The 25,535-nt window shown below is 46.4% G+C and carries 27 protein-coding genes; 15 read left to right on the top strand and 12 right to left on the bottom strand.

Annotated elements, in window-relative coordinates:
• Positions 1 to 64: 64 nt before the first annotated feature.
• Genes RH45_RS15270 through RH45_RS15255 form a run of 4 tightly spaced genes read left to right on the top strand, consistent with a single transcriptional unit; the run spans position 65 to position 2,434 of the window.
• Positions 65 to 412: an ArsC family reductase gene (locus RH45_RS15270; RefSeq protein ID WP_008078654.1), complete on the top strand. Its 348-nt coding sequence runs from the start codon at positions 65 to 67 to the stop codon at positions 410 to 412.
• A gap of 22 nt (positions 413 to 434) precedes the next feature.
• Complete coding sequence (dapE, locus tag RH45_RS15265; RefSeq protein WP_008078652.1) at positions 435 to 1,568, top strand: succinyl-diaminopimelate desuccinylase; 1,134 nt, start codon at positions 435 to 437, stop codon at positions 1,566 to 1,568.
• A 2-nt stretch (positions 1,569 to 1,570) separates the two neighbouring features.
• Entirely contained in the window at positions 1,571 to 2,245 is a 675-nt protein-coding gene (locus RH45_RS15260) for a M15 family metallopeptidase (protein ID WP_039958776.1), read from the top strand.
• Positions 2,246 to 2,254: 9 nt separating this feature from the next.
• Positions 2,255 to 2,434: a DUF2897 family protein gene (locus RH45_RS15255; RefSeq protein WP_008078648.1), complete on the top strand. Its 180-nt coding sequence runs from the start codon at positions 2,255 to 2,257 to the stop codon at positions 2,432 to 2,434.
• Between the two features lie 42 nt (positions 2,435 to 2,476).
• On the opposite strand, the gene RH45_RS15250 is transcribed toward RH45_RS15255, so the two are convergent.
• Together RH45_RS15250 and syd are read right to left on the bottom strand one after the other, a co-directional pair.
• Entirely contained in the window at positions 2,477 to 3,253 is a 777-nt protein-coding gene (locus RH45_RS15250) for a Zn-ribbon-containing protein (RefSeq protein WP_008078646.1), read from the bottom strand.
• 2 nt (positions 3,254 to 3,255) lie between these two features.
• On the bottom strand, positions 3,256 to 3,801 hold the full coding sequence (gene syd, locus RH45_RS15245; protein WP_008078645.1) for a SecY-interacting protein: 546 nt from the start codon (positions 3,799 to 3,801) through the stop codon (positions 3,256 to 3,258).
• 82 nt (positions 3,802 to 3,883) lie between these two features.
• Between syd and queF the strand changes: the two genes are divergently transcribed.
• The 6 genes from queF (at position 3,884) to RH45_RS15215 (ending at position 12,024) form a co-directional block, all read left to right on the top strand.
• Entirely contained in the window at positions 3,884 to 4,729 is an 846-nt protein-coding gene (gene queF / locus RH45_RS15240; protein WP_008078644.1) for an NADPH-dependent 7-cyano-7-deazaguanine reductase QueF, read from the top strand.
• A gap of 10 nt (positions 4,730 to 4,739) precedes the next feature.
• Positions 4,740 to 7,010, top strand: coding sequence for a tetratricopeptide repeat protein (locus tag RH45_RS15235; protein ID WP_008078643.1), 2,271 nt, complete (start codon positions 4,740 to 4,742; stop codon positions 7,008 to 7,010).
• Between the two features lie 112 nt (positions 7,011 to 7,122).
• Positions 7,123 to 8,688: a GGDEF domain-containing protein gene (locus RH45_RS15230; RefSeq protein ID WP_008078642.1), complete on the top strand. Its 1,566-nt coding sequence runs from the start codon at positions 7,123 to 7,125 to the stop codon at positions 8,686 to 8,688.
• 173 nt (positions 8,689 to 8,861) lie between these two features.
• A complete protein-coding gene (ppnN, locus tag RH45_RS15225) occupies positions 8,862 to 10,226 on the top strand; it encodes a nucleotide 5'-monophosphate nucleosidase PpnN (RefSeq protein ID WP_008078640.1) in 1,365 nt (454 codons plus the stop codon).
• Between the two features lie 61 nt (positions 10,227 to 10,287).
• Positions 10,288 to 11,064, top strand: coding sequence for a flap endonuclease Xni (gene xni / locus RH45_RS15220; RefSeq protein WP_008078639.1), 777 nt, complete (start codon positions 10,288 to 10,290; stop codon positions 11,062 to 11,064).
• A 210-nt stretch (positions 11,065 to 11,274) separates the two neighbouring features.
• The gene (locus tag RH45_RS15215) at positions 11,275 to 12,024 is read left to right on the top strand and encodes a DNA/RNA non-specific endonuclease (protein ID WP_008078638.1); all 750 of its coding nucleotides are present in this window, start codon (positions 11,275 to 11,277) and stop codon (positions 12,022 to 12,024) included.
• Between the two features lie 59 nt (positions 12,025 to 12,083).
• Here the strand turns inward: RH45_RS15215 and rlmM are convergent, their stop codons facing one another.
• The 7 genes from rlmM to pomA form a co-directional block, all read right to left on the bottom strand.
• Positions 12,084 to 13,175, bottom strand: a complete 1,092-nt coding sequence (gene rlmM / locus RH45_RS15210; RefSeq protein ID WP_008078637.1) for a 23S rRNA (cytidine(2498)-2'-O)-methyltransferase RlmM — start codon at positions 13,173 to 13,175, stop codon at positions 12,084 to 12,086.
• Positions 13,172 to 13,570, bottom strand: coding sequence for a DUF423 domain-containing protein (locus tag RH45_RS15205; protein WP_008078636.1), 399 nt, complete (start codon positions 13,568 to 13,570; stop codon positions 13,172 to 13,174). Before RH45_RS15205 ends, rlmM begins: the two co-directional genes overlap by 4 nt.
• Positions 13,560 to 14,183 (bottom strand): alpha/beta fold hydrolase, encoded by a 624-nt coding sequence (locus RH45_RS15200; RefSeq protein ID WP_008078635.1) that lies wholly within the window; start codon positions 14,181 to 14,183, stop codon positions 13,560 to 13,562. The genes RH45_RS15205 and RH45_RS15200 overlap by 11 nt, the downstream gene beginning before the upstream one ends.
• A complete protein-coding gene (locus RH45_RS15195) occupies positions 14,176 to 15,084 on the bottom strand; it encodes a transcriptional regulator GcvA (protein WP_008078634.1) in 909 nt (302 codons plus the stop codon). The genes RH45_RS15200 and RH45_RS15195 overlap by 8 nt, the downstream gene beginning before the upstream one ends.
• A gap of 409 nt (positions 15,085 to 15,493) precedes the next feature.
• Entirely contained in the window at positions 15,494 to 16,942 is a 1,449-nt protein-coding gene (thiI, locus tag RH45_RS15190) for a tRNA uracil 4-sulfurtransferase ThiI (protein ID WP_008078632.1), read from the bottom strand.
• A 165-nt stretch (positions 16,943 to 17,107) separates the two neighbouring features.
• On the bottom strand, positions 17,108 to 18,052 hold the full coding sequence (locus RH45_RS15185) for a flagellar motor protein MotB (protein ID WP_008078623.1): 945 nt from the start codon (positions 18,050 to 18,052) through the stop codon (positions 17,108 to 17,110).
• A 10-nt stretch (positions 18,053 to 18,062) separates the two neighbouring features.
• On the bottom strand, positions 18,063 to 18,827 hold the full coding sequence (pomA, locus tag RH45_RS15180; protein WP_005476021.1) for a flagellar motor protein PomA: 765 nt from the start codon (positions 18,825 to 18,827) through the stop codon (positions 18,063 to 18,065).
• A gap of 250 nt (positions 18,828 to 19,077) precedes the next feature.
• Between pomA and xseB the strand changes: the two genes are divergently transcribed.
• From xseB to dxs, 3 genes are read left to right on the top strand one after another with little or no spacing between them, the layout of a single operon-like run.
• Positions 19,078 to 19,320: an exodeoxyribonuclease VII small subunit gene (gene xseB / locus RH45_RS15175; protein ID WP_008078621.1), complete on the top strand. Its 243-nt coding sequence runs from the start codon at positions 19,078 to 19,080 to the stop codon at positions 19,318 to 19,320.
• A gap of 21 nt (positions 19,321 to 19,341) precedes the next feature.
• Positions 19,342 to 20,226, top strand: coding sequence for a (2E,6E)-farnesyl diphosphate synthase (ispA, locus tag RH45_RS15170; RefSeq protein WP_008078619.1), 885 nt, complete (start codon positions 19,342 to 19,344; stop codon positions 20,224 to 20,226).
• A 19-nt stretch (positions 20,227 to 20,245) separates the two neighbouring features.
• The gene (dxs, locus tag RH45_RS15165; RefSeq protein ID WP_008078618.1) at positions 20,246 to 22,111 is read left to right on the top strand and encodes a 1-deoxy-D-xylulose-5-phosphate synthase; all 1,866 of its coding nucleotides are present in this window, start codon (positions 20,246 to 20,248) and stop codon (positions 22,109 to 22,111) included.
• Between the two features lie 47 nt (positions 22,112 to 22,158).
• Here the strand turns inward: dxs and truC are convergent, their stop codons facing one another.
• Positions 22,159 to 22,884 (bottom strand): tRNA pseudouridine(65) synthase TruC, encoded by a 726-nt coding sequence (gene truC / locus RH45_RS15160; protein WP_008078616.1) that lies wholly within the window; start codon positions 22,882 to 22,884, stop codon positions 22,159 to 22,161.
• Positions 22,884 to 23,198, bottom strand: a complete 315-nt coding sequence (locus RH45_RS15155; RefSeq protein ID WP_008078613.1) for a YqcC family protein — start codon at positions 23,196 to 23,198, stop codon at positions 22,884 to 22,886. Before RH45_RS15155 ends, truC begins: the two co-directional genes overlap by 1 nt.
• A gap of 76 nt (positions 23,199 to 23,274) precedes the next feature.
• On the opposite strand from RH45_RS15155, the gene RH45_RS15150 reads away from it, so the two are divergent.
• Both RH45_RS15150 and RH45_RS22995 read left to right on the top strand, forming a co-directional pair.
• Positions 23,275 to 24,312 carry a DUF3549 family protein gene (locus tag RH45_RS15150; protein ID WP_008078612.1) on the top strand — a complete coding sequence of 346 codons (1,038 nt, stop codon included), beginning with the start codon at positions 23,275 to 23,277 and terminating at the stop codon, positions 24,310 to 24,312.
• A gap of 3 nt (positions 24,313 to 24,315) precedes the next feature.
• A complete protein-coding gene (locus RH45_RS22995; RefSeq protein ID WP_071986189.1) occupies positions 24,316 to 24,615 on the top strand; it encodes a DUF3301 domain-containing protein in 300 nt (99 codons plus the stop codon).
• Here RH45_RS22995 and RH45_RS15145 read toward each other — a convergent pair.
• Complete coding sequence (locus RH45_RS15145; RefSeq protein WP_008078610.1) at positions 24,563 to 25,081, bottom strand: GNAT family N-acetyltransferase; 519 nt, start codon at positions 25,079 to 25,081, stop codon at positions 24,563 to 24,565. The two genes, RH45_RS22995 and RH45_RS15145, sit on opposite strands and share 53 nt — an antisense overlap.
• Positions 25,082 to 25,535: the final 454 nt, after the last annotated feature.

The following is a 25,535-nucleotide window of genomic DNA, read 5'->3' as shown; positions in this document are numbered from 1 at the left end:
GTCTCTACCAGCACTTCCTGATAGGATGCTGAAATAACAAAAAAGTCACTTCAAAGGGTTTATTATGACAATTACCATGTATGGTATTCCGAACTGCGATACGATTAAAAAAGCCAAAAAATGGCTCGAAGCAGAAAGCGTAGAGTTCCAGTTTCATGACTATCGTAAACAGGGCGTTGATAAAGCAATGGTAGAGGCATTTTGCCAGCAACTCGGCTGGGAAAACGTACTGAATAAGCGCGGAACCACCTACCGCCAGCTAACTCAAGAGCAGAAAGATGGCCTAAACGAAGCCAACGCCATTGAGTTATTAGTCGAGCAACCCGCAATGATCAAACGCCCTATTTTACTTGCAGGTGACCAATACCACCTTGGCTTCAAAGCCGATCAATACGCTGCGATTTTTTCATAATTTTAGATAAAGGATTTCAAGGATGACAGACAGCCCAACTTTGGCTCTGGCAAAAGATTTGATCAGTCGCCAATCGGTGACGCCAGAAGATGCCGGCTGCCAAGAAGTAATGATTGAGCGTCTAAAAGCGCTCGGTTTCAACATTGAAGTGATGGTGTTCGAAGATACCACTAACTTCTGGGCAAGACGCGGCACCGAAGCTCCACTTTTTGCCTTTGCTGGCCATACCGATGTGGTACCCGCAGGAAAACTGGATCAATGGGACACACCACCATTTGAACCCACCATTATTGACGGTTATCTACATGGACGCGGTGCAGCGGACATGAAAGGCTCGCTAGCCAGTATGATCGTCGCGGTCGAGCAGTTCATTGCTCAAAACCCAGACCACAAAGGCTCTATCGGTTTCCTCATCACTTCAGATGAAGAAGGCCCGTTCATTAATGGAACCGTGCGAGTTGTTGAAACACTCATGGCCCGCGGTGAAAACATCGACATGTGTATTGTTGGTGAACCATCGAGCACAGAAGTGGTTGGTGACGTTGTGAAAAATGGTCGTCGTGGCTCTATCACCGGTGACTTAACAGTAAAAGGCATCCAAGGCCACGTTGCCTACCCACACTTAGCGAAAAACCCCGTACACCAATCGCTACTTGCCATTCATGAACTGGCGAGCACAGAGTGGGACAAAGGGAACGATTACTTTCCGCCGACTAGCTTCCAAATCCCTAACGTGCATGCAGGAACAGGCGCTTCTAACGTCATTCCTGGCGAATTCAATGTGCAATTTAACCTACGCTTTAGTACCGAGCTGAATAACGACATGATTGTTAATCGCGTGGTAGAAACGTTGGATAAACACGATTTGGACTATGAGCTAAAATGGACTTTCAATGGTGACCCATTCCTAACCGATACAGGCGCATTGCTTGATGCCGTAGTCAACGCTGTTGATGTCGTGAATCAAACCAAACCTGCCCTGTTAACCACAGGAGGTACCTCCGACGGCCGCTTTATCGCTCGAATGGGTGGGCAAGTGGTCGAGCTTGGCCCTGTGAATGCCACCATCCACAAAGTCAATGAGTGTGTGAACGTGGCTGACCTTGAGAAACTCACTGACATGTACCAGAAAACGCTAGAGAACTTACTTGCGTGAAAATGACTCCTGAGCAGTTAACAGGCAAAGTATCCACCCACTTGGTGGATACTTTGGTGGGGCAAAAGTCTTTCTTGATCCACCCAGATGCACAACGTGATCTTCTGGCTCTAAAGCAAGCCGCCGAACACGCAGGATTCAATCTGAACGTTGCCAGTGGTTTTCGCGATTTTGAACGCCAATCGATGATCTGGAATCGTAAAATGTCCGGTCAGTCACCGCTGCTCGACGCATGGAGCCAGCCGCTAGACTCAGAAAACCTCGACGAGCAAGAGAAAGTATTCGCGATTTTACGCTGGTCCGCCTTACCGGGTGCAAGTCGCCATCACTGGGGCAGTGATTTTGATGTCTTCGATCGCAACAGCCTGCCACAGGGCACCACACTAAAACTGGAACCTTGGGAATATTTACAAGACCACCAGCACCAGTTTTACCTGTGGCTCACTCAACATTTGCATCAGTTTGGCTTTTTCTTCCCTTACCGAGAAGATAACGGCGGCGTCGCGATTGAACCATGGCATATCAGCCACCGCAGCACAGCGCAATCTTGCCTAGAGCAACTAACTTTAGCCATCTTGCAACAAGAGATTCAATCTAGCTCGCTAATTGGACAGCAAGTGGTGTTAGCCAACTTAGAAACCATCTACAATCAGTATATTCGCAACATATCTCTGTAGGGGGATACCATGGATTTACTTACCAACCCTTGGGTTATTATCGCCATCGTGCTCAGTGTCATTGTCGGCAACATCATGGCTTTAAAATACACGGCTAAAATGAAGTTTGGTCAAACAAGTAAAAAAGATAACAAAGACCACAGCGCACAAGACGACCAAGACCAGACCGACGACCACTCCCCTTCATAAAAAAAAGCCTCTTAATCAATAAGAGGCTTTTTACTTTTTGGACTATTTAATGTGATCCCAAGACATATTCGACACGATTCGGCAATCGTCACATTTGAAATGGAAGATATCGTGTAAAGGCTCGTCCAGTCTCCAATCACCGCCACACTTCGGGCATTTTCGAGCTTGTTCATCAGCTAGGCTTTTACCACCTACCCGATATTGATAGTAATAGGTCGGAATCTGGGTGATGTATTCAATTCGACCACGCAAATCCCAACCGCGCTTAAATAGCACACTGTCAGCATCACAGATTTCATGCAGTGCAGCATGCTCTGCACGGCAGCCTCCTGCCATTTGAATTTCGTCGCAAGCTTGCCACTCGGTTTGCCATTTTATGACTGCTTTATGGTCACCATTCAAGGTTGGCCCATTGCGATAAAGCGGAATGGGTAACAAGGTGTCACCACTGCGTAGCGGCGAACAGGTATGAACATAAGTGGTGTAAAGCACTTGCCAACTTGGCTGCAGATCTTCTGCCGCTTCTTCGGAGTTAATGTCTCGACCAAGTAATCGCACTTTTGGAGCAAGTAGCGCAGCCTCAGCCAAGCGATTTATGCACACGTTGACAAAGTCGGAATGGTTGCTCGGGTGCAAGCTCTGCTGCTCAGGACAAACCGCACGTACAAAAAACTCGCCCTCGCCCAGTACGATGGGAAACTCGCGTCCCAACACTTGACCGTTGTAACGCAGTGCATCCATCAAGCCATTGATGGCCTTGTCTACCGCTGAGATTGTTGTGTTATCAAAGCACTCAAATTGAAGTTCTACTACGTACATGGTTACACCGCTGGCGCTAGTTTAGCGAGAAACTCTGATACCGTTTCAGCCAGAACGTCTCGTTTGTCTGTACCTAAGCGCTCTAAGATCACGTTGCCGGTGAGATTACAAATCGAAATCACGTCCAGCTCTGCATCGGTCGCCGCGATAAATACCGTCGGCTTTAACTTTAAACGGCGCTGAGTGACAAGGTGACCCAATATGTTTTCTTGCAGGCGGATAAAATCATCATCGCTCCACACTTGCAACAAGGTCAGTTCATTGCCATTCCAAGTCGCTTCCATGTCACCGCTATATTGGCTGCCATAGAAAGTTTTAATGTCATCATGCAAGGTCAGCTCAATACCCTTTTCAACATTGGTGAAGTCTGCTTGCTGCTCTCGCGGATACCCTTTCCAATCAACTGTATCTGCATTTTTGCTTTCAACACATGGAGATACTAGATCAAACAGCTCTTCACTGCGTGGTAGGTGACCATGTTTGTCTACATACGCCTGACGGTATTTTTCGGTGAATGAGAGTAACGCTTGTTGAGCATTATCAGCCATTAGATTCTCCAACATGAATGTTCGCTTTTAGAGGCGAGATTGCGTAAAATTCTCGACATTCTAATAGAAAACGAACAAAAGTATGAGCAAATATTCTGACGCAAAAGAGCTGGCAGGCCTAACTCTTGGCCAAAAGACAGATTACGCAAACCAATACGATGCGAGTCTTTTGCAACCTGTACCACGCAGCCTGAATCGCGACGACCTAAACCTTGGCGATGAGTTGCCATTTAAAGGCTGCGATATCTGGACGCTATACGAACTCTCTTGGCTAAATAACAAAGGCTTACCTCAAGTTGCTGTCGGCGAAGTTTCGATCCCTGCCACCAGTGCGAACCTGATCGAATCAAAATCGTTCAAGCTCTACTTAAACAGCTTTAACCAAACACGCTTTGCAAGCTGGGAGGAGGTCGAAAAAACGTTAGTTAACGATCTATCTCAATGCGCTGGAGAAACCGTCAGCGTGACGGTTCGCTCGGTTGTTGATTACACAGACAGCGTGATTGTGACTATGGAAGGCGACTGCATTGATGAGCAAGACATCGAAATCAACAGCTACGAGTTTGATGAGGCACTGCTAGAGGGGGCGGCGAAAGGAGAACGCGTTGAAGAGAGCCTACATAGCCATTTACTAAAGTCGAACTGCTTGATCACCAATCAACCAGACTGGGGCAGCGTTGAAATCCGCTACTCAGGTCAGCAAATTGACCGCGAGGCTCTACTGCGCTATTTGGTTTCTTTCCGTGAACACAACGAGTTCCACGAACAATGTGTTGAACGAATTTTTACTGACATCATGAAGTATTGCCAACCAGAAACTCTAACGGTATATGCTCGCTATACCCGTCGTGGTGGCTTAGATATTAACCCTTATCGCTCTAATCAAACCTCAGAGCCTGCGCACAACCAGCGCATGGCACGTCAATAAGGATTCGAGCATGATACGTTTACGCTGGGCGCACCGGATTGGCGCAATGGTACTGTTGCTATGTTCGCACTTCGCTGTCGCGACGGTTTATTCGTCGGCGATGTTAAGCGAAGCCAACAGTGTGGTCGATATTGTCCCCAAGCAAGCAAAGCAGTTGGCTTCGGACTATCTTTCCCAGCGTATTCTTTCTGACAAAACAGAAAAAAGCCCTTCGTCGATTTCTCGTGATGAAGTCGACAGCCGAACCCGAACGCCAGGTAGCAGCATTGATGCACTGCGAATTTTAGCCCGCGCCGAGTTCAATTTAGGCAGTCAGCGCGCTGCATTGAAGCACCTTGAAGAAGCGACGCGCCTTGCCAACCGCTATAACCTGCCGTATTTACTGCTGGACATAAAGCTGATCGAAATTCGTCTTCGCTGGCAGATCAGTCAAGATAGCGCGGCAGCACAACAAGCCTTAACTCAATGGCAAACGGCTTTTGCGGAGTTGAAAGACCCACAACAATTTGCCCGCGGTCTGCAATATAGAATGACCATGCTCCGCGGAGATATTGCCTCAGCCGAAGGCAACGAGACCTTAGCGGAAAAACTGTATCAAGACGCCAAGCCCTATGCAGATTCTGCCAAATCCAGCCATACTTTGATCGAATACCATACCAAAGTTGGTAAGCATTACCTTGCCGCAAAAAAATACAACCCCGCCCTGTCAGAGCTGCTGTTTAGCTACTGGAAAGCCATCGAGAGTGACTCGGGTGTCCAGCTGGCTGAAGTGAACCGTATTTTAGGTCAGCTGTTTTATGATCGTAATGTACTCGATAAAGCCAACGAGCATCTATCTCAAGCAGCAGACTTCTATGACAACTACGAAAATTCACCGGTTTTAGCGCCTGTGCTCAAGCGCATGGGTGACATCTACTACCATCAAGGCAAATACAATCTCGCATTAGTTCACTACTTCAATGCGATGGACCATGAGCGCATTCAAAATAATATTGAACGCGTCATTGATATTCGTATCTCTCTGGCGGCAACTTACCTTCACCTGGTTAACTTCCCTTTGGCGGAACAGTATCTAGACCGTGCTCAGAAGCTGCTTGAGTACGCAGATATACCACGCCTTAAAGCGCACGCATTACTGTTGGAATCAGGCCTAGCTCGCCACCAGCAAGACGCCAAAAAGGTCATCACCTCAGCACAACAAGCATTAGACATTGCCCAAGACTTGGGGGATATCAGTACTCAAAAATCCGCTTATCAGTTGCTGTATCTTGGTTACGAGTTAAGCGGTGATTACAAAACCTCCCTTGGCTACTTAAAACAGTACAACTCACTTGCCAACATTGAACAGAAAAAGCTTGATGTGCTCAGTGAAGATGCCTTTCGTGAGCAAAAAGAATTTGTAGAGCAAGCCCTGCACCTAAATGGTCAAAAGAAAAAGCTAGAGCAAACCGATGCAGAGTATCGCAAGTTTCAAAAGATCACCTTTACGCTGTTTATCTTAAGCGCATTGCTTTTCTTATTCCTGCTGCGTCGAGGCCACATTATTAATGTCCAACGCGAAGAGCTGGATATTCTCAATCAAGATTTGTTCACACATTCACGCTCGGGGCTGCGCAACCTACGTATGCTCAATGCCCGCTTACCGGCTTCACTGGAAGAGAGCATCAACAAGTTTGAGCAGTGGCACGTTGGGGAACTGATTCACGAGCCACTAAACGATCGGCTGCGCTTTGTCATGATCGATGTGCCGTTTCTAAGAAATATGTACCTTCAACATGGTTATGAAGAAGGCTTAAAGCTAGAGCGCTCCTTCGGTGAATATCTGAAAAATCGAGTCGAACACCCTGCTCGTGTTTATCACTTCTCAGATGCTAACCTGCTTTATATAGAGCCGAACGGCCAACAGCTGTCGGATCCTGAAGAACTGTTCAATAAGATCCAACAGTGGATCCGCGAGTTCGAGCCTGAAAGAAGGATCAACCGGATCATTCGCATGGGGATGGCAGATTACCCGTTCCTGCCGCGAGCGTACACTGCGGTCAATGACAAAGAACTGATCGATGTACTGCTAATGTCAACCAGTACCGCTCGTACTCTGAGCATGAAAGAAAACTGCAGCCAATGGGTTTATTTGAAAGCGATCGAAAATGCACCAGCGGCGAGCCTTGCAACTGGTAACATACGTAAAGCGTGCAAGCATTCGATAAACCAAGGCCTGATCAAAGTCCACTCATCCTACAAGAATGAGGACAGCATCAAAAAACTATTAAAAGATGAGTAAAACCTCATCAATCAAACCCGGTAAGTCGTGACGGATGGGATTTATTTGATATTATCAATAAATTCATAAATAAAGGTGGATCTTGTCCGCCTGTCTGTAAGTTTAGTTTTTGATGGGCCTCCTAGAGCAAGATCTTCAGTCACAGCTGCACAATCTGAAATCTCAATTGGAACAAGTCCGATTGACACAAAGAGATACCTCGTTCAAATTTAAAAGAGAGCAGAAGGTACTCAAGCGCATCATTGCATCTATGACTGACGCGCATAGAGGTGAAGACCCTCGCCTGCGAGAAGGATTGGTCGAGCTAAAACAGGCATTAGAACAACAACAAGATGTCAGCTCCTTAATACCAAAGCTTGCAGTGCTCGAGCGCTTGCTCAAACAACAAGGCTTGGCTATGGAAAAACAGACAGAACATCTTGATTCGCAGATCCAGAACAGCGGCGAAACCCTGCTACGCTTAACCGGACTGCCAGCAAAAATTAAACGCGACTTGCGCGATTTACTCAGCTACTCGAACGGTTTAAAACGCCCGAAGGCCGAACAAGCAATGCGTCTGCTTGGTCTTTACGAGCGCTCAGTAAAAATCATCACCACCAACCCAGATACACCCCTTAATCAAATATCCAATAGTTCCGATCGTGAGCTGCTGATTCGTCTATCTGATGAATTACAGCACCTTATTACCGAATTGGACTTTGAGGGCGAATCTGGAGAGTTGCTCACCGATATTCGTGCCAAGCTGTTAGTAGGCGTTAATTCTCATGTACTGCTGGAATTGACACTGCAAACCTTAAAATTGGTTATTGATGCGACTCAATTTGAACGCAAAACTTCGGAGCAGTTTTTAGAGCAGGTGAACGGTTCACTCTCCTCCTCGATGAAAAGTTCTGCGCAAAATCTTCATCAGTCGCAAAGCTATTTTGAGCAGCGCCAAGAAATGAACGGTGAACTATCAAGCTTAATCGGTCAAACAGAAGCCAAAGTCTCGGAAGCGACGGATTTAACTGAACTGCGCTCAGAGCTCAATCCCCTTCTCAATCAGTTGAACTCCTTATCAGAGCGTTTACGTCATGCCGAGCAACGCGAGCAAGCGTTAATCGAGCGCATGGGTTACGGTAAAGGACAGCTAGAAGCACTGTTTGAGGTCACTCAAGATTATCGTCGCCGCTTAGAGGATCAAGCTCAGCGCATGCTGCTCGATCCATTAACTAAAGTGTACAACCGCACAGCATTTTCTGATCGAATGGAGCTTGAGTACCGTCGATGGATTCGTGCTCAGCATAACTTACGTGTCATCTTATTCGATATTGACGGCTTTAAATCCATCAACGACAGCTTTGGCTATACTGCCGGTGACAAGGCACTGAAGATTATTGCTCGTACAATCAAGAAAGAGCTAGAAGATACCGACACCGTTGCGCGATTCGGCGGGGAAGAGTTCATCATCCTACTGCCAGAGCGCTCTGACTCAGACTGCTTTAACCTGATTCAAACCATTCAAAGCCAAGTTTCGAAACTGCCTTTCAAATTCAGAGACAGAAACCTAACGATTACTCTGTCTGCTGCAAGCACTTCGTTTAGAGAGTCCGATACTCCAGAAGAGCTACTTGAACGCCTTAACTTACTACTCAAAGAAGGCAAGGTAATGGGAACAAATCAACTTGTCTGGAAATAACCCTTCCCATCCTCTCACTATTGTCATATAAATATCAATTAGTTAGCAGCAAGCTTTCCAAAGCGTGCTAAGCTAACTAGTAGCCTAAAGGTTTACTCAAGACAAAAAGAACAAGCCAAGGCATTGGTAATTTGCGACTCATTGCGAGTACGACTCTAGTCAAGGAGGTTCCTATGATCACTCATATCAGCCCGGCTGGTAGCATGGATCTACTCTCTCAACTTGAAGTTGAGCGCCTTAAGAAAACCGCCGCCAGTGATCTGTATCAACTGTATCGCAACTGTACCCTTGCGGTACTCAACTCTGGTAGCCACACCGATAACTCAAAAGAACTGCTCGATAAATACAAATCCTTTGATGTTAACGTGGTTCGCCGTGAGCGCGGCATCAAACTCGAGCTGAGTAATGCTCCCGAACATGCGTTTGTCGATGGCGAAATCATTAAAGGGATCCAAGAACACCTGTTCTCAGTGCTACGCGACATTGTTTATGTGAACATGCACCTAGCTGACAACCAGCGCCTGAACTTAACCAATGCAAGTCACATTACTAACCTGGTGTTTGGCATCTTACGAAATGCTGGCGCTCTGACACCAGGTATTGAGCCTAATCTAGTGGTGTGCTGGGGTGGTCACTCCATCAATGCCACCGAGTATCAATACACTCGTGAAGTGGGCCATGAATTAGGCCTACGAGAGCTCAATATCTGCACCGGTTGTGGGCCAGGTGCAATGGAAGGACCGATGAAAGGGGCCGCGATCGGTCATGCGAAGCAACGCTACTATGAACAGCGTTACCTAGGGTTAACTGAACCTTCTATCATTGCAGCAGAGCCACCGAACCCTATCGTCAATGAACTGGTGATCATGCCGGATATTGAGAAACGCTTAGAAGCCTTCGTTCGTATGGCGCATGGTATTGTCATCTTCCCAGGTGGTGCAGGAACGGCAGAAGAACTGCTGTACATTCTTGGCATTATGATGCACCCAGAGAATAAAGATCAGCCTTTACCAATCGTGCTAACAGGACCAAAAGAGAGTGAGGAGTACTTCCGCTCTATTGACCGCTTTATTGCCGATACCTTAGGTGAGGATGCGCAGAAGCACTATGAAATTGTGGTTGATGACCCAGCTCGTGTCGCACAAATCATGAAGCGATCCATGGCTGATGTTCGTCAATATCGCAAAGACACCGGAGATGCCTACAGCTTCAACTGGTCACTGAAGATTGAGCCTGAGTTCCAGTTACCATTCGATCCGACACACGACAATATGGCAAGTTTGGATCTTCACTTAAACCAACGCCCAGAGAACCTTGCAGCGGCACTGCGTCAAGCATTCTCAGGCATCGTGGCTGGTAACGTTAAAGCGGAAGGCATCCGTGAGATTGAACGCCATGGTCCATTTAGCCTAGATGGCGATAGCAGCCTAATGAAGAAAATGGACAAGCTACTACGAGACTTCGTTGAGCAAGATCGTATGAAATTGCCAGGCGGCACTGCTTACGAGCCTTGTTACCGAATCCAGACCACCAGTTAGCTGGTAATCTGATTCTCATCCGATACAATAAGGGCTTAATGCCCTTATTTTTATGGTTTTTATGTCTATTCATCTTGTTATCATCGACGCCCTCAACCTGATTCGACGTGTTCACTCAGCTCAACCAGACCCAAATGATATAGCAAGAACCATTACCACCACTTCTCGAACACTGAACAAAATCATCTCTGAATCTCAGCCCAGTCATATGATTGCGGTTTTTGATCACCACCTGCAAGAGCGTGGCTGGCGAGCGGAAATACTACCTGAATACAAGCAAAACCGTAAGCCTATGCCTGAGCCTCTAATGCAAGGGCTAGAAGCGATTCAAGACGCTTGGTGGCACTTAGGCATCGACTCTTTGTTATCCGATGGCGATGAGGCTGATGATCTAGTCGCAACGTTAGCAATGAAAGTGGCAAACCATGGAGAAAAAGTCACCATTATTTCGACAGACAAGGGCTACTGTCAATTGCTCTCCCCAACACTGCAAATTCGTGATTATTTTCAGCACCGCTGGCTAGATGACCCCTTCATCGAGAAGGAATTCGGCGTTAAGCCTACTCAGCTATCAGACTACTGGGGCTTAACTGGTGTGAGTTCCAGTCAAGTGCCTGGAGTTCCTGGTGTAGGTCCAAAAGCCGCAAAAGAGATTTTGACCCAGTTTGCAACAATAGAAGAGGCTTTTGCCAGTGAGGAACTCGCGGCCAAATACCGTAAGAAGCTTGATCAGCATATTGACTCTGCTCGACGTTGCAAACAAATCGCAGCGCTAAAAACCGATATTGAGCTGGGTTTCAACTTGCAAGATATCCGCTTTACTGGCCCCAAACAATAAATAGACCATTGCTATTTAGAGTTTATTAATTAGTAATCCATTGATTAGAAAGAAGTTGTTTAATTTTTATGTTGGGTAAGCCATTGCCCTCTCAAGTTTAATAATAATTTAATCAATACCTTATCCAATACTGTTCAAACTCTCGTCAATGTCACAGACCTTGATGACCATTTCGCTATTTTCAGTGCTCCAATAACAAGGAGCACAATAATGAAAAAAGGTTTAATTCTCTCCCTCGCTTGTCTATTTGCCATCCCGGCTTGGGCAAGTTCATGCGGCCAACATCTCACCATGGGTACCCCTTCTGAACAGTCTGATCAAATACTATGTCGAGATGGCTATGCTGTTGGTTACAACTATCAAACCAAAAATGCCGATTGGGTTGCTTATCATCTAACCGCAGAAAGTGTTAATGCGAGCTATAAGCGCAGCAACAGCTTTAAAGTTGATGCCGAGTTACCAGACTACGCTCAATCAACACTCACTGATTACAAGAGTTCAGGTTATGACAGAGGCCACCTTGCCCCCTCCGCTGCGATGGACTTTTCCCAAGATTCGATGAAGCAAAGCTTTTTGATGAGCAACATGTCTCCGCAACTTCCGGGGTTTAACCGCGTAGGTTGGCGACTGCTTGAAGAGCACGTTCGCGATGTGACAAACGAATATAACGAAGTCTATGTCGTCACTGGCCCAATCTACTATGGCAACGAAGAGAGTATCGGCAACGGCGTGGTGATTCCTAGTGCATTCTACAAAGTAATTCTTGATCCTTACTTTAACGATGCAATCGCGTTCATCGTACCGCACCGTGACGTTTCTGGTAGTGAGCTCGCCAATTTTGTAACCACGGTTGACGATGTTGAACAACAAACTGGATTAGACTTCTTCTCTTTGGTCGCAGACAGCACCGAAGAAGGGATGGAGTCACAGCTGTGGGAAATGTGGCCAACCTCTCAATAATCATGATGGCATAAAAAAACGCTCCTATTAGGAGCGTTTTTTGGGGTTTCCACAGCGTATTAACGCGGAGAAATATTTGATAAGCACTGTACGTGTACGGTGATCTCTTCACGGTCATGGTATAAGTGCTTGGCTTGCAACTTAAACTTAACGTCATTCTCAGTTAAGAACACCTTAAGGTTTTCAATATCTTGAAGAACCTCATCATAGCGACCTTTCATTGGTAGCTTGAGGTTAAAGATGGCTTCTTTTGCCCAGCCACTGATGATCCACTCCCCCATCAATTGAGCAACACGTGAAGGCTTCTCAATCATATCGCACACTAACCAAGTGACGTTTTTACGCGCAGGCTCAAACTTAAACCCATCCTCTTGGTGATGCTTAACCTGACCCGTATCCATTAAGCTATCAGCCATCATGCCATTATCAACAGAGTGGACAAACATTGAACGCTTAACCAACTGATAAGTCCAGCCACCAGGGCACGCTCCAAGGTCGACACCCCACATACCTGCCGCCAAGCGCTCATCCCACTCTTCGCGAGGGATAAAGACATGGAATGCTTCTTCCAGCTTTAGTGTCGAGCGACTAGGAGCATCTGCTGGGAACTTCAGGCGCGGTATCCCCATAAAGAACTGTGAGTTGTTGCTTGGCAGAGAGTAACCGACATAACAATGACCCGGTTCAACAAAGCAGATATGCAGCACTGGTTTCTTTGGGCTGTCTTTAGCAAACAGGATGCCTTTGCCGCGCAAAGCTTGGCGCATCGGCACAGTGAACTTACGACAGAATTTAAGTAACTCTTTCGCTTCATTCGTATCGGGTGTTTCAATACGAATATCACCACAGCGCGGCATACTCTCGACATCACTTAATTGCTCAAGAATAGGAGAGATGCGATCTTCTCGAGGCAAGTCTTCAATATCCACCGCGACAGCAAACATCTGGCGAGCAAAAATCAGCGAGTTGAAATCCAACTCTTTGACCAAACGCTGTGCATCACCCTCTTGGTAGCACTCGAATAAGACATAGCCGCTATTTTTCTTAACGCGAGGAAAACCAAACACTTCTAACTGAGTTGCGCGATCTTGAATTTCGCCGGCACACTCTTTCTCAAAGCCGCTGCGGCAATAGAGCATTAACTGTTTCACTGGTTTACCTCTTTAATCTGTAGTGCTGCGTATACGAACATCCCCCAGCCAAGCATAAACGTCATTCCTCCTAAGGGAGTAATCGGACCAAACCACTTGATCCCCGTTATTGCTAAGGCATACAGGCTGCCGCTAAAACAAAAGATGCCGATGATAAAGCAAATCGCGGCGAGGACGAAATATTTTTGTGACTTCGATGGCAATTTAATGAGTAGTAAAGCCCCGCAAAGCAAGATCGCCAACGCATGAATAAATTGATACTGCACGCCGGTGTTAAATACCTCGAGCAGATAAGGAGAGAGTGTTTTTTTCAACCCATGCGCTGCAAAAGCGCCAAGTGCCACACCCGTTCCAGCCAACAGACCACCAAACGTGAGTAAATGCTTACTTTTCACCGTACACCTCAAGAATAAACTGAGCTAAATGGTCAACAGCCAAGGCAATGTTCTGTTGTTCAGTAAATCCCGATCGCTTTCGTGGCTTGAAGCTATGGTCACCATCTGGAATAAATTCAACCTTGATGGAGTCCGAGAGAGCAAAATCGGCAAATTCTTCTTTCTTACCAAAGGTATCACGCTCACCCTGTAAGATTAGCGCTGGCGTAGAGAGTTCTGCTAAATGCGCTCCCTTATAGTTTTCTGGTTTGCCCGGCGGGTGGAAAGGGAAACCCAAACAGGCAACGCCAGCAACTGAAGAGTCCTGAGCCAACAAACTTGCCATGCGTCCACCCATGGATTTACCCCCAATAACGACAGGCGATGAGGCATGTTCTGCAATAATCGCTTGGTAAGCCTCTAGCAGCTTAGGGGCGCGATCTGGTGGACGTTTCTTGCCATCCTCAGCGCGTTTCACCATATAAGGGAAATTAAAGCGTACGACCTTAATACCTTTTGCGGCCAATCCTGCGGCCACCGCTTGCATAAACTCGTGATCCATCCCTGCACCCGCACCATGGGCAAAAATAAACATTGGTGCATTGTTATCGCCATCAATCAAGCAGCTAGTCATCCAGTAACTCCTCTTGTTCACTTTGCGCTTTGGCTAGCATCCAATCTCGGAACGTGGCAATACGCCCCATATCAGCCTGCTTTTCATGACAAACGACATAAAACGCATTTTTAGTGACCAAGACTTCATCGAAAGGCGCAATCAATCGCCCTGCTTCCATTTCTGGCTGAGCGAGCACGTTGTTACCCAATGCAACCCCCTGTCCGTGAGCCGCGGCTTGCAGTACCATCGTCGAGTGACTGAAAATTGGGCCATGATTGACATTCACCCCTTCAATACCATTCTGCTTAGCAAATTGTTTCCAATCTTTTCGAGATGTATCGTGCAATAACGTATGTTGTTTCAAATCAGTTAATGTTTCTAATGGTTTCTGACCCAATAACAGCGATGGGGAACAGAGTGGAATCAAAAATTCCTGATACAGTTTGTCGGCACGTAAACCAGGCCAATTACCTCGTCCATAGTAGATGGCAACATCCACATCGTCCGTTAATGAGCCTTCATCCATATCAACGGCTTTGATTCGCACATCAATATCTGGCTCCTGCTGATTAAAATCGGCCAAACGAGGCACCAACCATTGAATAGCAAAACTAGGAGGCAAACTGATGGTTAAAGCACCTTTCTCACTGCGCTCAAGAACTTTATCAGTAGCTTCTGCTAGTGAGGTGAAAATATCTTTGATATCGAGGAAATAACTTTGTCCCTCTTCTGTGAGTAACAAAGAACGATTTCGGCGACGAAATAGTTTTAAGCCAAGGAATTCTTCTAACGCTTTTATCTGATGACTCACAGCAGCTTGGGTGACAAATAACTCTTCGGCTGCTCGAGTAAAACTGAGGTGGCGAGCTGCGGCCTCAAATACTTTTAACGAGTTTAACGGAGGCAATCTTCTAGACATGTTGGCCTTCTATAAAATAGATTAGTTTTTTTAATCTGAAACATTATAAAATGTCCGTTGCCTGACGACCAGAGAAATTCTATATTTCACCCCGCAGCAAAGAGCCAGAACGGCTTGATTCCCTGTTGAATCAATTGGCATATTGTTGCGATGTTGTGTTTGCAAACTCGTATTTCGAGTTAGGTAGGTTTCTACCACGTTTTAGCTCTTATCGAGGTAAAACATATACTTCCTGTATTTATTTTGACCTGTCTGTCAAATTTTTAGCACCGCCTATATGGCGGTGTTTTTTTATGCACGCCTGCTCCCGCCGTATATTCTTTACTAAGATTGTCCAACAATCTAATGCAGACAAACAAAAAAGCGCAAACCTGTCGATTTGCGCTTTTATCAAGTCAGAGCCGAGTCTCTATGGACGATACACTTTCACGTTGTTAAAGCCTTGTTCTTGCAGGTAAAGCGCTTGCAGGCGGCTCATAACCCCACGATCACAATACAGCAGGTAAGTTTTCGCTTGGTCAAGATCACCAAACTGAGTGCCTAACTTGTAGAACGGGATGTGTTTCACTTCAACACCGTCGATTTCTAGTGGATTATCGTCTTCCTCTTCAGGGCTACGAATATCCAACACAACCGCGTGTTGCTCTACCGCTTGAACTTGCTCGACCTCTGGGGCAGCTTGCTCAGTTTCTTTGGCGATATCGCGAATGTCCATCACGCGCGCGTTTTGCACAACGTCTTCGAGAATATCGAAGTTAAACTTGGCTTCTTCTTCATCCAGTTTTGCTTTAACCGCTTTAACCGTCGGCTTTTTAGAGATCACACCGCAATACTCAGGCATGGTCTTCGCGAAGTCCTCGGTACCAATGTCACGAGCTAGGTTGATGATGTCTTCTTTGTCCCAGTTAATGAGTGGGCGCAAAATCAAGGTATCAGTGACATTGTCGATATGACGAAGGTTGGTCAATGTCTGGCTCGATACTTGACCTAAAGCTTCACCTGTTACCAGAGCTTCAATCTTGAACTTACTTGCCACCATGCCTGCAGCACGCATGAACATACGTTTCAAGATCACACCCATCTGGCCGTCATCGACTTTCTCTAAGATTTCCGCAACCACTGGCTCGAAGTCTACCGAGATAAAGCGCACCTTGGCAGATGAGCCATATTTATTCCAAAGGTAGTGTGAAACCTGTTTAACACCAATTTCGTGAGCCGGCCCCCCAAGGTTAAAGAAGCAGTAATGCACCTTAGAACCACGTTTGATATGTAGATAGCTTGAAACACCGGAGTCAAAACCACCAGAAATCAAGCTCAATACGTCTTCCTGGGTACCTAGAGGGAAACCACCTAGACCTTTGTGACGTGCAATCACTTGGTTGAGCTTTTCATTCGCCACTTCAACCTTGATGGTTACATCTGGGTTACGCAGCTTAACACTGGCACTTTCAATCGCCTGGTTAAGGCCACCACCGACGTAACGTTCAAGCTCGATTGAAGTAAAGTCATGCTTACCGCGTCGCTTGGCACGTACCACGAAGGTTTTACCTTCAAGCTTGGCACGGTTCATTTCCAGAACTTGCTCAAAGATATTGTGCAGGTCAGTAAACTCAGATTGCTGTACTTCCAGTACATGATGGATGCCTGGAGTTTGCGTTAAGACCTCGATCGTCTCGTTGTAGTACTTATCAGATTCTGCAGTCACCTCAATGTGGTCGCGACGGTTAAATACCGCCACAGACTCTGTGCGACTTTTGATAATGTTGCGAATATTACATTCAAGAATCTTGGTGAAGCGCTTACGCACCGACTCACTTTTAACGAAGATTTCTGGATGGGGCTTAACGATAAATTTCATAGTTCACTTCACAAGGTAACAGTTTCGTAGATTCGCGTAGAGCGGGTGAGCCAAGTACTCATACTAATTGTACGGTCACCGCCTTCTAAGGGCGCAAGATTATACATTAAGCATCGCACATAAAAAAGACGAGCGTGATGCTCGTCTTGTTTATTCTGGTTAAACCTAGTTATTGATGACGGGGACTTCGTCACTTTGTAAGGCTTCACCTTGCATAATACTTATCTCTACTCGTCGGTTTCTCGAACGTTGAGCTTCGGTATCATTTGGCCCTAGAGGCTCAGTATCGGCCATCCCACGCACTCGTAAACGCTGCGGAGTGAACCCTCTAACCTTCTCCATTTCCTGCGCGACAGACACGGCACGCTGCGCAGACAAGTCCCAATTAGAGCGATACAGCTCAGATTCAATTCTTTGGTTATCGGTATGCCCTGAAACACGAATGATACCCGGAATATCTTTCACCAGTTCCGCAATCTGACGCACCAAAGGACGGAATTTAGGTTGCAAGAAGGCGGACCCTTCAGGGAACGCACCTTTTTCGCGGATTCGAATGTCTATCTGTTGACCAAGGTTTTCAACTTCTATAGCACCTTGCTCAATTTCTCGCTCCAGCGCTTTTTTGATGCTCTCCATCAAGGTTTCAAGCTCTTGCGACATTTCAGCCGACTGCTGTTGCTGACTGTCTGATTCCGAGTTCTGATTGTTCTGAGTCGACGTATCTGGAGATTGACCACCAGTTAACTTACCTTGATCACGCTGAGTACCACCCGCTCGATCAGACTCACCTTCATGAAATTCCAGTGTCTGCTGAGTAATATCGATGGTTTGTTGCATGATGACATCAATCGGAGTTGGCTCTGGACGACCTGGGCGAAATTCCTGAGCGATGATACTGGTACCTTTAGGAATATCTTTCACTTCCAAACGATTCTGCACACCAAAAGCAAACTTCATTGAGCCCGCGATCTGTTTGAACTTCAGTACGTCCATCTCCGAGAATGAGAGCAGCAGTACGAAGAAACACATCAGTAGCGACATCAGATCAGCGAACGTACCCATCCACAACGGTAAGCCGGGGGGCGGGCATTTTGGTTCTTCTTCTTCCATACCCTTACCCTTACTCGTTATCTACATCAAGAGCGCGTTTACCTTCGTTGAGATAGTTCTTCAGGTAACTGTCGATGACACGAGGGTTTTGACCATCTTGGATTGCTAATACACCATCCATGATAAGGCGACGGTTCAGTTTTTCTTGCTCACGACGTAAAGAGAGTTTATCTGCGATCGGGAAGAACACCATGTTCGACAAAATCGCGCCATAAAGCGTTGTCAAAAGAGCAACCGCCATTGCAGGACCGATAGATTTCGGGTCATCCATGTTCGACAGCATGGCAACCAAACCAACCAAGGTACCAATCATACCCATTGCTGGCGCAACGTCACCAAAAGCACGGAATACGCTCGACCCAAAATCGTGGCGTTCGTCCGTCAAGGCGATGTCTTTCTGTAATGCCGCACGAACAACGTCAGCATCATGGCCGTCAACAAGTAAGTCTATTCCTTTTTGCATAAAGCTATTGGTGATTTCCATCTCTTCTAGGGCAAGAAAACCACCTTTACGTGCTGCGTCAGCCATTTCGACAACTTTCGCAATCAAATCTTCCGGCTCATCGGCTTTAAACATGAAGGCTTTGCCCGCTATTTTGGCGGCACCGAAGAACTGGCCCATAGTAAACTTCATCAACACAACAAAGGTTGAACCACCTACTACGATAAGAATCGACGTCACATCGACGAACATCATGATGCTTCCGCCCAGTATCATTGCCATGATAACGAAAGCGAAACCACCGATCAGTCCTACCAGCGTTGCTAAATCCACAAAGCACTCCTCATGCTATCTCTAAGCTTCTACCAAATTATATCGGCAACATCTTCAGATCTTTAGTATTTTCTCTATCTCTAATATAGATACTTATCCCAACTAGTAAACTAGCCAAACGTCAGTTGTTGAGCTGCCTCTTTGTTATGACCGAGCTAGTTCGATTTTTCTGACAATTTTACTCGGTTAAATTTGACCAACATAAGCGGCTAAGGTAACTTTCGTCCATCTTTATCAACACAGATATGTTATGGCGAGCAAAAAACCAGAAAATATGACCTTCGAGGCGACGATTGACGAGCTAGATACTATAGTAGAAAGCTTGGAAAATGGTGACTTAGCTTTAGATGATGCGCTGAAAAAGTTTGAGCGCGGAATTGCGCTAGCCCGCTCCGGTCAAGGCAAACTTCAAGACGCGGAACAGCGCGTTAGTATTTTGCTAAATAATGATGATCAATCACCACTCAGTGACTTTGACGCTCAGCCAGAATAATTGATTTAGAAGAATTCCCCTATGCAAGAGGCTTTAACCTCACTCCAACAACGTAATAATGCTCAGCTTGAAGCATGGTTGAACACTTTGCCACATCAACAGCAACCGCTTATTGAAGCGATGCGTTATGGCTTGCTGCTTGGTGGTAAACGAGCCCGCCCATTTTTGGTCTATATTACTGGTCAAATGTTGGGCTGCACGCTGGAAGAGCTTGATACCCCTGCTGCAGCTGTAGAATGTATCCACGCCTATTCACTGATTCATGACGATTTACCCGCTATGGATGATGATGAATTGCGTCGCGGTCAGCCGACTTGCCATATTAAATTTGACGAAGCGACCGCGATTTTAACTGGTGATGCACTCCAGACACTTGCGTTTACAATTTTGGCAGACGGTCATTTAAACCCTGATGCACAGGCACAACGTATTAAAATGGTAAAAGCGTTAGCCGAGGCTTCAGGTGCTGCGGGTATGTGTATGGGCCAAGCATTGGACCTTGCCGCAGAAAATCGTGATGTCTCACTCCAAGAGCTTGAAGAAATTCACCGTAACAAGACAGGCGCCCTAATGAAGTGTGCTATCCGTCTTGGAGCGATGGCAGCGGGCAGCAAAGGTGTAGAAGTTTTGCCGCTTCTTGACAAATATGCCGATGCAATTGGCCTGGCGTTTCAAGTTCAAGACGATATTTTAGATATCATAAGTGACACTGAAACCTTAGGGAAACCTCAAGGTTCAGACCAAGAGTTGAACAAAAGCACCTATCCTGCTCTGCTTGGATTAGAAGGTGCTGTTAACAAAGCTCACACTCTGTTAAATGAAGCACTTCAAGCATTGAGTGCAATCCCATACAATACAGAGTTACTCGAAGAGTTCGCCCGATATGTCATCGAGCGCAAGAACTAAACTATAAGCGCGCAATTATATGACTCTTGATATTTCAAAGTACCCAACATTGGCACTGGCCGATACGCCAGATGAGTTACGTAGTCTTCCAAAAGAAGTACTGCCTAAGCTCTGTGATGAACTTCGTACTTATTTACTAAAATCAGTCAGCCAATCAAGCGGCCACTTGGCCTCAGGCTTAGGAACTGTAGAGCTAACCGTCGCTCTACACTATGTATACAACACACCTTTTGACCAATTAGTTTGGGATGTAGGCCACCAAGCCTACCCACACAAAATCCTTACAGGGCGCCGTGAACAACTGCCCACTATTCGTCAGAAAGATGGCCTTCACCCTTTCCCTTGGCGTGAAGAGAGTGAATACGACACCTTATCAGTCGGTCACTCTTCAACCTCTATCAGCGCTGCACTCGGCATGGCCATTGGCGCAGGTAAAGAAGGACAAAACCGTAAAGTCGTAAGCGTCATCGGCGACGGTGCGATCACCGCTGGTATGGCATTTGAGGCCATGAACCATGCAGGGGATGTTCACCCTGACATGCTAGTGATCTTAAATGACAATGAGATGTCGATTTCAGAGAACGTTGGCGCTCTGAACAACCATTTAGCGCAAGTACTGTCGGGCAGCCTCTACACGTCAATTCGTGAAGGCGGTAAAAAAGTCCTGTCCGGGGTGCCACCAATTAAAGAGTTGGTGCGCCGCACGGAGGAACACCTCAAAGGTATGGTCGTTCCTGGAACCTTGTTTGAAGAGCTAGGTTTTAACTACATCGGCCCTATTGATGGTCACGATGTTAATGAACTGGTTAAAACCCTTAAGAACATGCGCGAGCTAAAAGGGCCTCAATTCCTGCACATCATGACCAAGAAAGGCAAAGGTTATGAACCAGCAGAGAAAGACCCGATTGGATATCATGGCGTACCAAAATTCGATCCAAGTCATCACTCGCTACCAAAAAGCAGTGGGGGAAAACCTAGCTACTCTAAGATTTTTGGTGACTTCTTGTGTGATATGGCCGCTCAAGACCCTAAGCTTATGGCGATTACTCCCGCAATGCGTGAAGGCTCAGGGATGGTGCGCTTTTCTAAAGAGTATCCAGAACAATATTTCGATGTGGCTATTGCAGAGCAGCACGCGGTGACGCTAGCAACAGGTATGGCGATCGCTGGCAATAATCCTATTGTGGCAATCTACTCAACCTTCTTGCAACGTGGTTATGACCAGTTGATTCACGATGTCGCTATCATGAATTTGCCGGTTATGTTTGCTATCGACCGAGCGGGATTGGTTGGCGCAGACGGTCAAACTCACCAAGGCGCCTTTGATCTCAGCTTTATGCGCTGTATTCCGAACATGGTCATCATGGCACCAAGTGATGAAAATGAGTGCCGTCAAATGCTCTATACCGGTCATAAGCATCATGGTCCTTCAGCCGTGCGCTACCCAAGAGGTACAGGATTAGGTGCTGAGATTCAACCTGAGTTTACCGCGCTGGAAATCGGCAAAGGTAAAATGGTTCGTGAAGGGCAGAAAGTCGCGATCCTCAACTTTGGTACCTTCCTAGGCAATGCGCTCCAAGCCGCTGAAGCCATTGACGCAACCGTTGCGGATATGCGTTTTGTTAAGCCGCTGGATGAAAATTTAATCAAGCAATTAGCAGCCGACCACGATGTCTTAGTGACCATTGAGGAAAATGCGATTGCCGGGGGTGCAGGTGCAGGTGTCAATGAATTCCTAATGAAAGAGAAGCTATTAAGACCTGTCCTTAATCTTGGTTTACCTGATAAGTTTATTGCTCAGGGTACCCAAGATGAGTTGCATGAGGAGCTCGGTTTGGATGGTAAAGGCATCGAAGCCTCCATTCGCCAATATCTCGACAAATAGCGACTGACTAAAGCAAAAAGCCCTCAATTGAGGGCTTTTTTGAACTTCTACACTTCCGGCATCTGCCAATCAAATTCTTCACATAAGCGCTGCCACGTTGAGTCCACAGCCGCCTTGATGACAAGTTTCTCTCCGCTGAACGGGTGGATGAAAGACAAGCTCGACGCATGCAGCAACAGCCTATGCGATTCATATACGTCTCTAAACAGTTTATTGTGCTTACCATCACCATGAGTTGTATCACCAACTATTGGATGACGTAGATGCGCCATATGGCGTCTAAGCTGGTGTTTACGCCCCGTTAGCGGTTTCATTTCCATCAAGCAATAGCGGGTTGTGGGAAACTTACCCGTGCTATGCGGCACTTCCGCCTTAGCAAGAGGTCTGTAATCGGTTACCGCCTCCTGCGCTTCTTTATCCTGGCTCGCGTGCTTATCAGCAATCTTATCCAGTTCTACTTTGAGTGCATAGTCAAGCCGACCAGACTCCTCAATCCAACCACGAACTATCGCATGGTATGTTTTTTCCATTTCATGATTGGCGAACATCGGCATCACTTGTGAAGCCACCTCGCTGGATAAGGCAAAAATCAAAACCCCAGAGGTCGGACGGTCAAGGCGATGGAGAGGAAACACATGTTGGCCGATCTGGTCACGAAGTGTCTGCATGACAAACTGGGTCTCGTGTTTGTCCAACCAACTACGGTGAACTAACATCCCTGCCGGTTTATTAACTGCAACGAAATACTCATCTTGGAAAATAATGTCTAGCATTACGCGCACACCTCATCGATAGACACCAATAACGTGAGTAATGGCCCGTATTCAGTGTGCTCTTTCCAACATTCGGAAAAATAGGGAGTAATCGAAAACCCTTTAGGAATCTGACTTTGTTGCTCAATGAGCGCTTGCATCTTAGGTATAAATACCCACTGCAACCATTGCTCTGGTCTAAGCGTGTCGACCGAAAATGGCTCTTGACTAGAGAGAGCTTCAAGAGACGGAGGTTCTTGCTGCCAAAGCCCTAAAGAGTCCATTAATGGTGAAAGTTGCTGCAAAAGGTGTAACAAATGTTGTGCTTGAGTCATAAACCGATCGTGCTGGCCTTGAAAATTGCTCTAAGAGTACCATTTATAGTAGAAATAAAGTTAGGACTATTCTCCAATGGACAGCATTCATACCCTTACCCAATTACTCACTAACAGTGACTGTCAGTATCAAGTCTTCGATCTTGGCCGTCGTATCCGCCTAATCGAAAACAAAACCTTCGCTGACGTTGAAAAAGGGTCTATGCCTTATCCATTTCCGATGCAGCGCAAAGCTCACCTGGCGATCGCTTATTGGAATGAGCAGAAACAGCCTTGGATTTGGTTTTTGAAATTTGAACTTGATGAACGAGGCCTGTTTAAGCAAGCTGATATTGGCAACTTCCTCAAGTATGTTATCGAGGCAATGGGGACTCGCATTAGCCAAGAGATGAGCGAAGAGCAGCAACAAAAATTAGCCAACAACCCATACACGTTCAAACCTGCTGAAGACAAAATGGCAGTTTTTCATAGCCAGATCCGTGCTCAACTCGATCTCCCTTGCAGCCAATACTACGAACATGCGCAACACTACTTTTCAGGTGGTTTAGGCTGGGATAAATGGCACACAGTCGGCCTCCAAGGCGTGACAGATCTTTGTGCTCGTTTGGGCCAAGAACAAAATGGTGTCAATTTGCGTAAGTCTCTCCCGCACCTTCCTAATGAGCCTTTGTATGCTCTGTTAGGCGCTCTGGAGCATACCCAGATTCCGGACAAACTGGCGGAGCGCATTGCGCAGTTAGCAATGCAGCAGGTTAACAGCGATGACCCAGATATTTTCTTACTTGGCGCGCTGTCTCGCGCTTTAGCAGGAGCAAGCCAAGACATTGCAACACCTGTACTTGCCAGTATTCTAAATTCTCCTAGATTGAGCCACCAAGAAGTACTTATCGGTATTGCGGGCCGCAGCTGGCACCTATTAGCTGACACGAAACTCGCCGAGCAGTATTTGCTTCGCCTTGCTCAAACAGGTAATCAGGCGCTGTTTAATCAGCTCTTTGCCGACCTAGTAATGTTACCTGAGCTAAGAATGATTTTGCTGCCACTGCTCAACTCAAGCCCTTCGCAAGAGTTAGCGGCTGCGCTTATCTCCCTTCAACAAGCAACCAAAGGCTAAGCTATGATCGGTGATCTACTTGCAATACTCGCTCTAGCTATGCTCTGCTTCCTTTTTTGGCAGCAGCGCCGACAAGCAGAACTAGCAAAAGCAATTGCAGCCAGAAAATGTGAGCAAATGGATTTGCAACTGATTAGTGTTGCGTTAAAAGGTCACAAACTAAAAACGCCAGACGGAGTCTGGCGTTGGCACTCAATTTATCACTTCGAATTCTCTTCTTTGGGTGATGATTGCTATCAAGGCACTTTGATTATGCAGGGATTCCACTTAGCCAAGGTTGACCTTCCGCCACATCGGATGTAAACAGAAACTCATCATAAGGTCCGAATGTATCTCGTTTGTGGGCAGCGAATTGAAAGCCAAGCTTTTTCAACAACTTGATAGAAACGAGGTGATCCACATTGGAGGTTGCTGTCACATGAGTAAGGTTAAGGTCGCGCACTGCTTTGGGGAAAAAAGCCATTAGCGTTTCACTGGCAATCCCCTTTCCCCAAAAAGCTTTATCAAAAAGATAGCCTAACTCAGGTTCGCTATCCAAATCAGAGATAAAGACATGTCCCATGTACTCTCTGGTTTGACTATCAAGTACCGCTCTGGCGTAAATGTTGCGATCATGCAGCACTCGCTCAAACAGTTTCTTTGCGGACGAAACTGTATGCGGACCATTCATCTGCGCACGATTCTTTGCACAGCAATTAAGAAGTAAGAAGTCTGATTGTAACGACTCGTTATAAGGGACTAATAACGATCGGCGAGTCACTATGGTCATAAGACATCCTTGTAGACAGCAAGCTGTAGATTGTTTCAATTAACGCCAGTTATCACGCAATGAAAGCGAGAGTAATATAGGGTGACACTGACATAAAACAAAGCCGAAAAGTTATACCAACTGGAAGTGTTTGTTATTGATCTAGATTGTTTTTTAGGCGATATATAGGCAAGTTCTTGATTAAGAAAAGCCCCAACACTGACGTGTCGGGGCTATAGTCTTACTCGCAGCAGTCCGGCTACAAAAGGTGCTCCATGCATCTTCCTTAATAGTTACTGAATCCTTCAGCAATATCCTTACTTCGCCGTCCTAGCGGTGTCCTTATCTTCCTGACAGCTAACTATCCTAGTTAGCGCACATCACTTGTTCCTTGAGCGGTGTCCTTGGTATCGTCCTGATACTGTCCTACCTCATCCAAGAGGGGTCCTGCATTCCTTTTCGTCAATATCCTATC

This window comes from Vibrio sinaloensis DSM 21326, from assembly GCF_000189275.1.
Classification (GTDB): domain Bacteria; phylum Pseudomonadota; class Gammaproteobacteria; order Enterobacterales; family Vibrionaceae; genus Vibrio; species Vibrio sinaloensis.
Note: the sequence above shows the minus strand (reverse complement) of the source record. Positions and strands in the feature narration are given on the sequence as shown.

What these genes read in the sequence shown, in the direction of transcription:
- RH45_RS15270 (WP_008078654.1), top strand. Translation starts at nt 65, where the DNA reads ATGACAATTACCATGTATGGTATTCCGAACTGCGATACGATTAAAAAA.
- dapE (WP_008078652.1), top strand. Translation starts at nt 435, where the DNA reads ATGACAGACAGCCCAACTTTGGCTCTGGCAAAAGATTTGATCAGTCGC.
- RH45_RS15260 (WP_039958776.1), top strand. Translation starts at nt 1,571, where the DNA reads ATGACTCCTGAGCAGTTAACAGGCAAAGTATCCACCCACTTGGTGGAT.
- RH45_RS15255 (WP_008078648.1), top strand. Translation starts at nt 2,255, where the DNA reads ATGGATTTACTTACCAACCCTTGGGTTATTATCGCCATCGTGCTCAGT.
- RH45_RS15250 (WP_008078646.1), bottom strand. Translation starts at nt 3,253, where the DNA reads ATGTACGTAGTAGAACTTCAATTTGAGTGCTTTGATAACACAACAATC.
- syd (WP_008078645.1), bottom strand. Translation starts at nt 3,801, where the DNA reads ATGGCTGATAATGCTCAACAAGCGTTACTCTCATTCACCGAAAAATAC.
- queF (WP_008078644.1), top strand. Translation starts at nt 3,884, where the DNA reads ATGAGCAAATATTCTGACGCAAAAGAGCTGGCAGGCCTAACTCTTGGC.
- RH45_RS15235 (WP_008078643.1), top strand. Translation starts at nt 4,740, where the DNA reads ATGATACGTTTACGCTGGGCGCACCGGATTGGCGCAATGGTACTGTTG.
- RH45_RS15230 (WP_008078642.1), top strand. Translation starts at nt 7,123, where the DNA reads ATGGGCCTCCTAGAGCAAGATCTTCAGTCACAGCTGCACAATCTGAAA.
- ppnN (WP_008078640.1), top strand. Translation starts at nt 8,862, where the DNA reads ATGATCACTCATATCAGCCCGGCTGGTAGCATGGATCTACTCTCTCAA.
- xni (WP_008078639.1), top strand. Translation starts at nt 10,288, where the DNA reads ATGTCTATTCATCTTGTTATCATCGACGCCCTCAACCTGATTCGACGT.
- RH45_RS15215 (WP_008078638.1), top strand. Translation starts at nt 11,275, where the DNA reads ATGAAAAAAGGTTTAATTCTCTCCCTCGCTTGTCTATTTGCCATCCCG.
- RH45_RS15200 (WP_008078635.1), bottom strand. Translation starts at nt 14,183, where the DNA reads ATGACTAGCTGCTTGATTGATGGCGATAACAATGCACCAATGTTTATT.
- RH45_RS15195 (WP_008078634.1), bottom strand. Translation starts at nt 15,084, where the DNA reads ATGTCTAGAAGATTGCCTCCGTTAAACTCGTTAAAAGTATTTGAGGCC.
- thiI (WP_008078632.1), bottom strand. Translation starts at nt 16,942, where the DNA reads ATGAAATTTATCGTTAAGCCCCATCCAGAAATCTTCGTTAAAAGTGAG.
- RH45_RS15185 (WP_008078623.1), bottom strand. Translation starts at nt 18,052, where the DNA reads ATGGAAGAAGAAGAACCAAAATGCCCGCCCCCCGGCTTACCGTTGTGG.
- xseB (WP_008078621.1), top strand. Translation starts at nt 19,078, where the DNA reads ATGGCGAGCAAAAAACCAGAAAATATGACCTTCGAGGCGACGATTGAC.
- ispA (WP_008078619.1), top strand. Translation starts at nt 19,342, where the DNA reads ATGCAAGAGGCTTTAACCTCACTCCAACAACGTAATAATGCTCAGCTT.
- dxs (WP_008078618.1), top strand. Translation starts at nt 20,246, where the DNA reads ATGACTCTTGATATTTCAAAGTACCCAACATTGGCACTGGCCGATACG.
- truC (WP_008078616.1), bottom strand. Translation starts at nt 22,884, where the DNA reads ATGCTAGACATTATTTTCCAAGATGAGTATTTCGTTGCAGTTAATAAA.
- RH45_RS15155 (WP_008078613.1), bottom strand. Translation starts at nt 23,198, where the DNA reads ATGACTCAAGCACAACATTTGTTACACCTTTTGCAGCAACTTTCACCA.
- RH45_RS15150 (WP_008078612.1), top strand. Translation starts at nt 23,275, where the DNA reads ATGGACAGCATTCATACCCTTACCCAATTACTCACTAACAGTGACTGT.
- RH45_RS22995 (WP_071986189.1), top strand. Translation starts at nt 24,316, where the DNA reads ATGATCGGTGATCTACTTGCAATACTCGCTCTAGCTATGCTCTGCTTC.
- RH45_RS15145 (WP_008078610.1), bottom strand. Translation starts at nt 25,081, where the DNA reads ATGACCATAGTGACTCGCCGATCGTTATTAGTCCCTTATAACGAGTCG.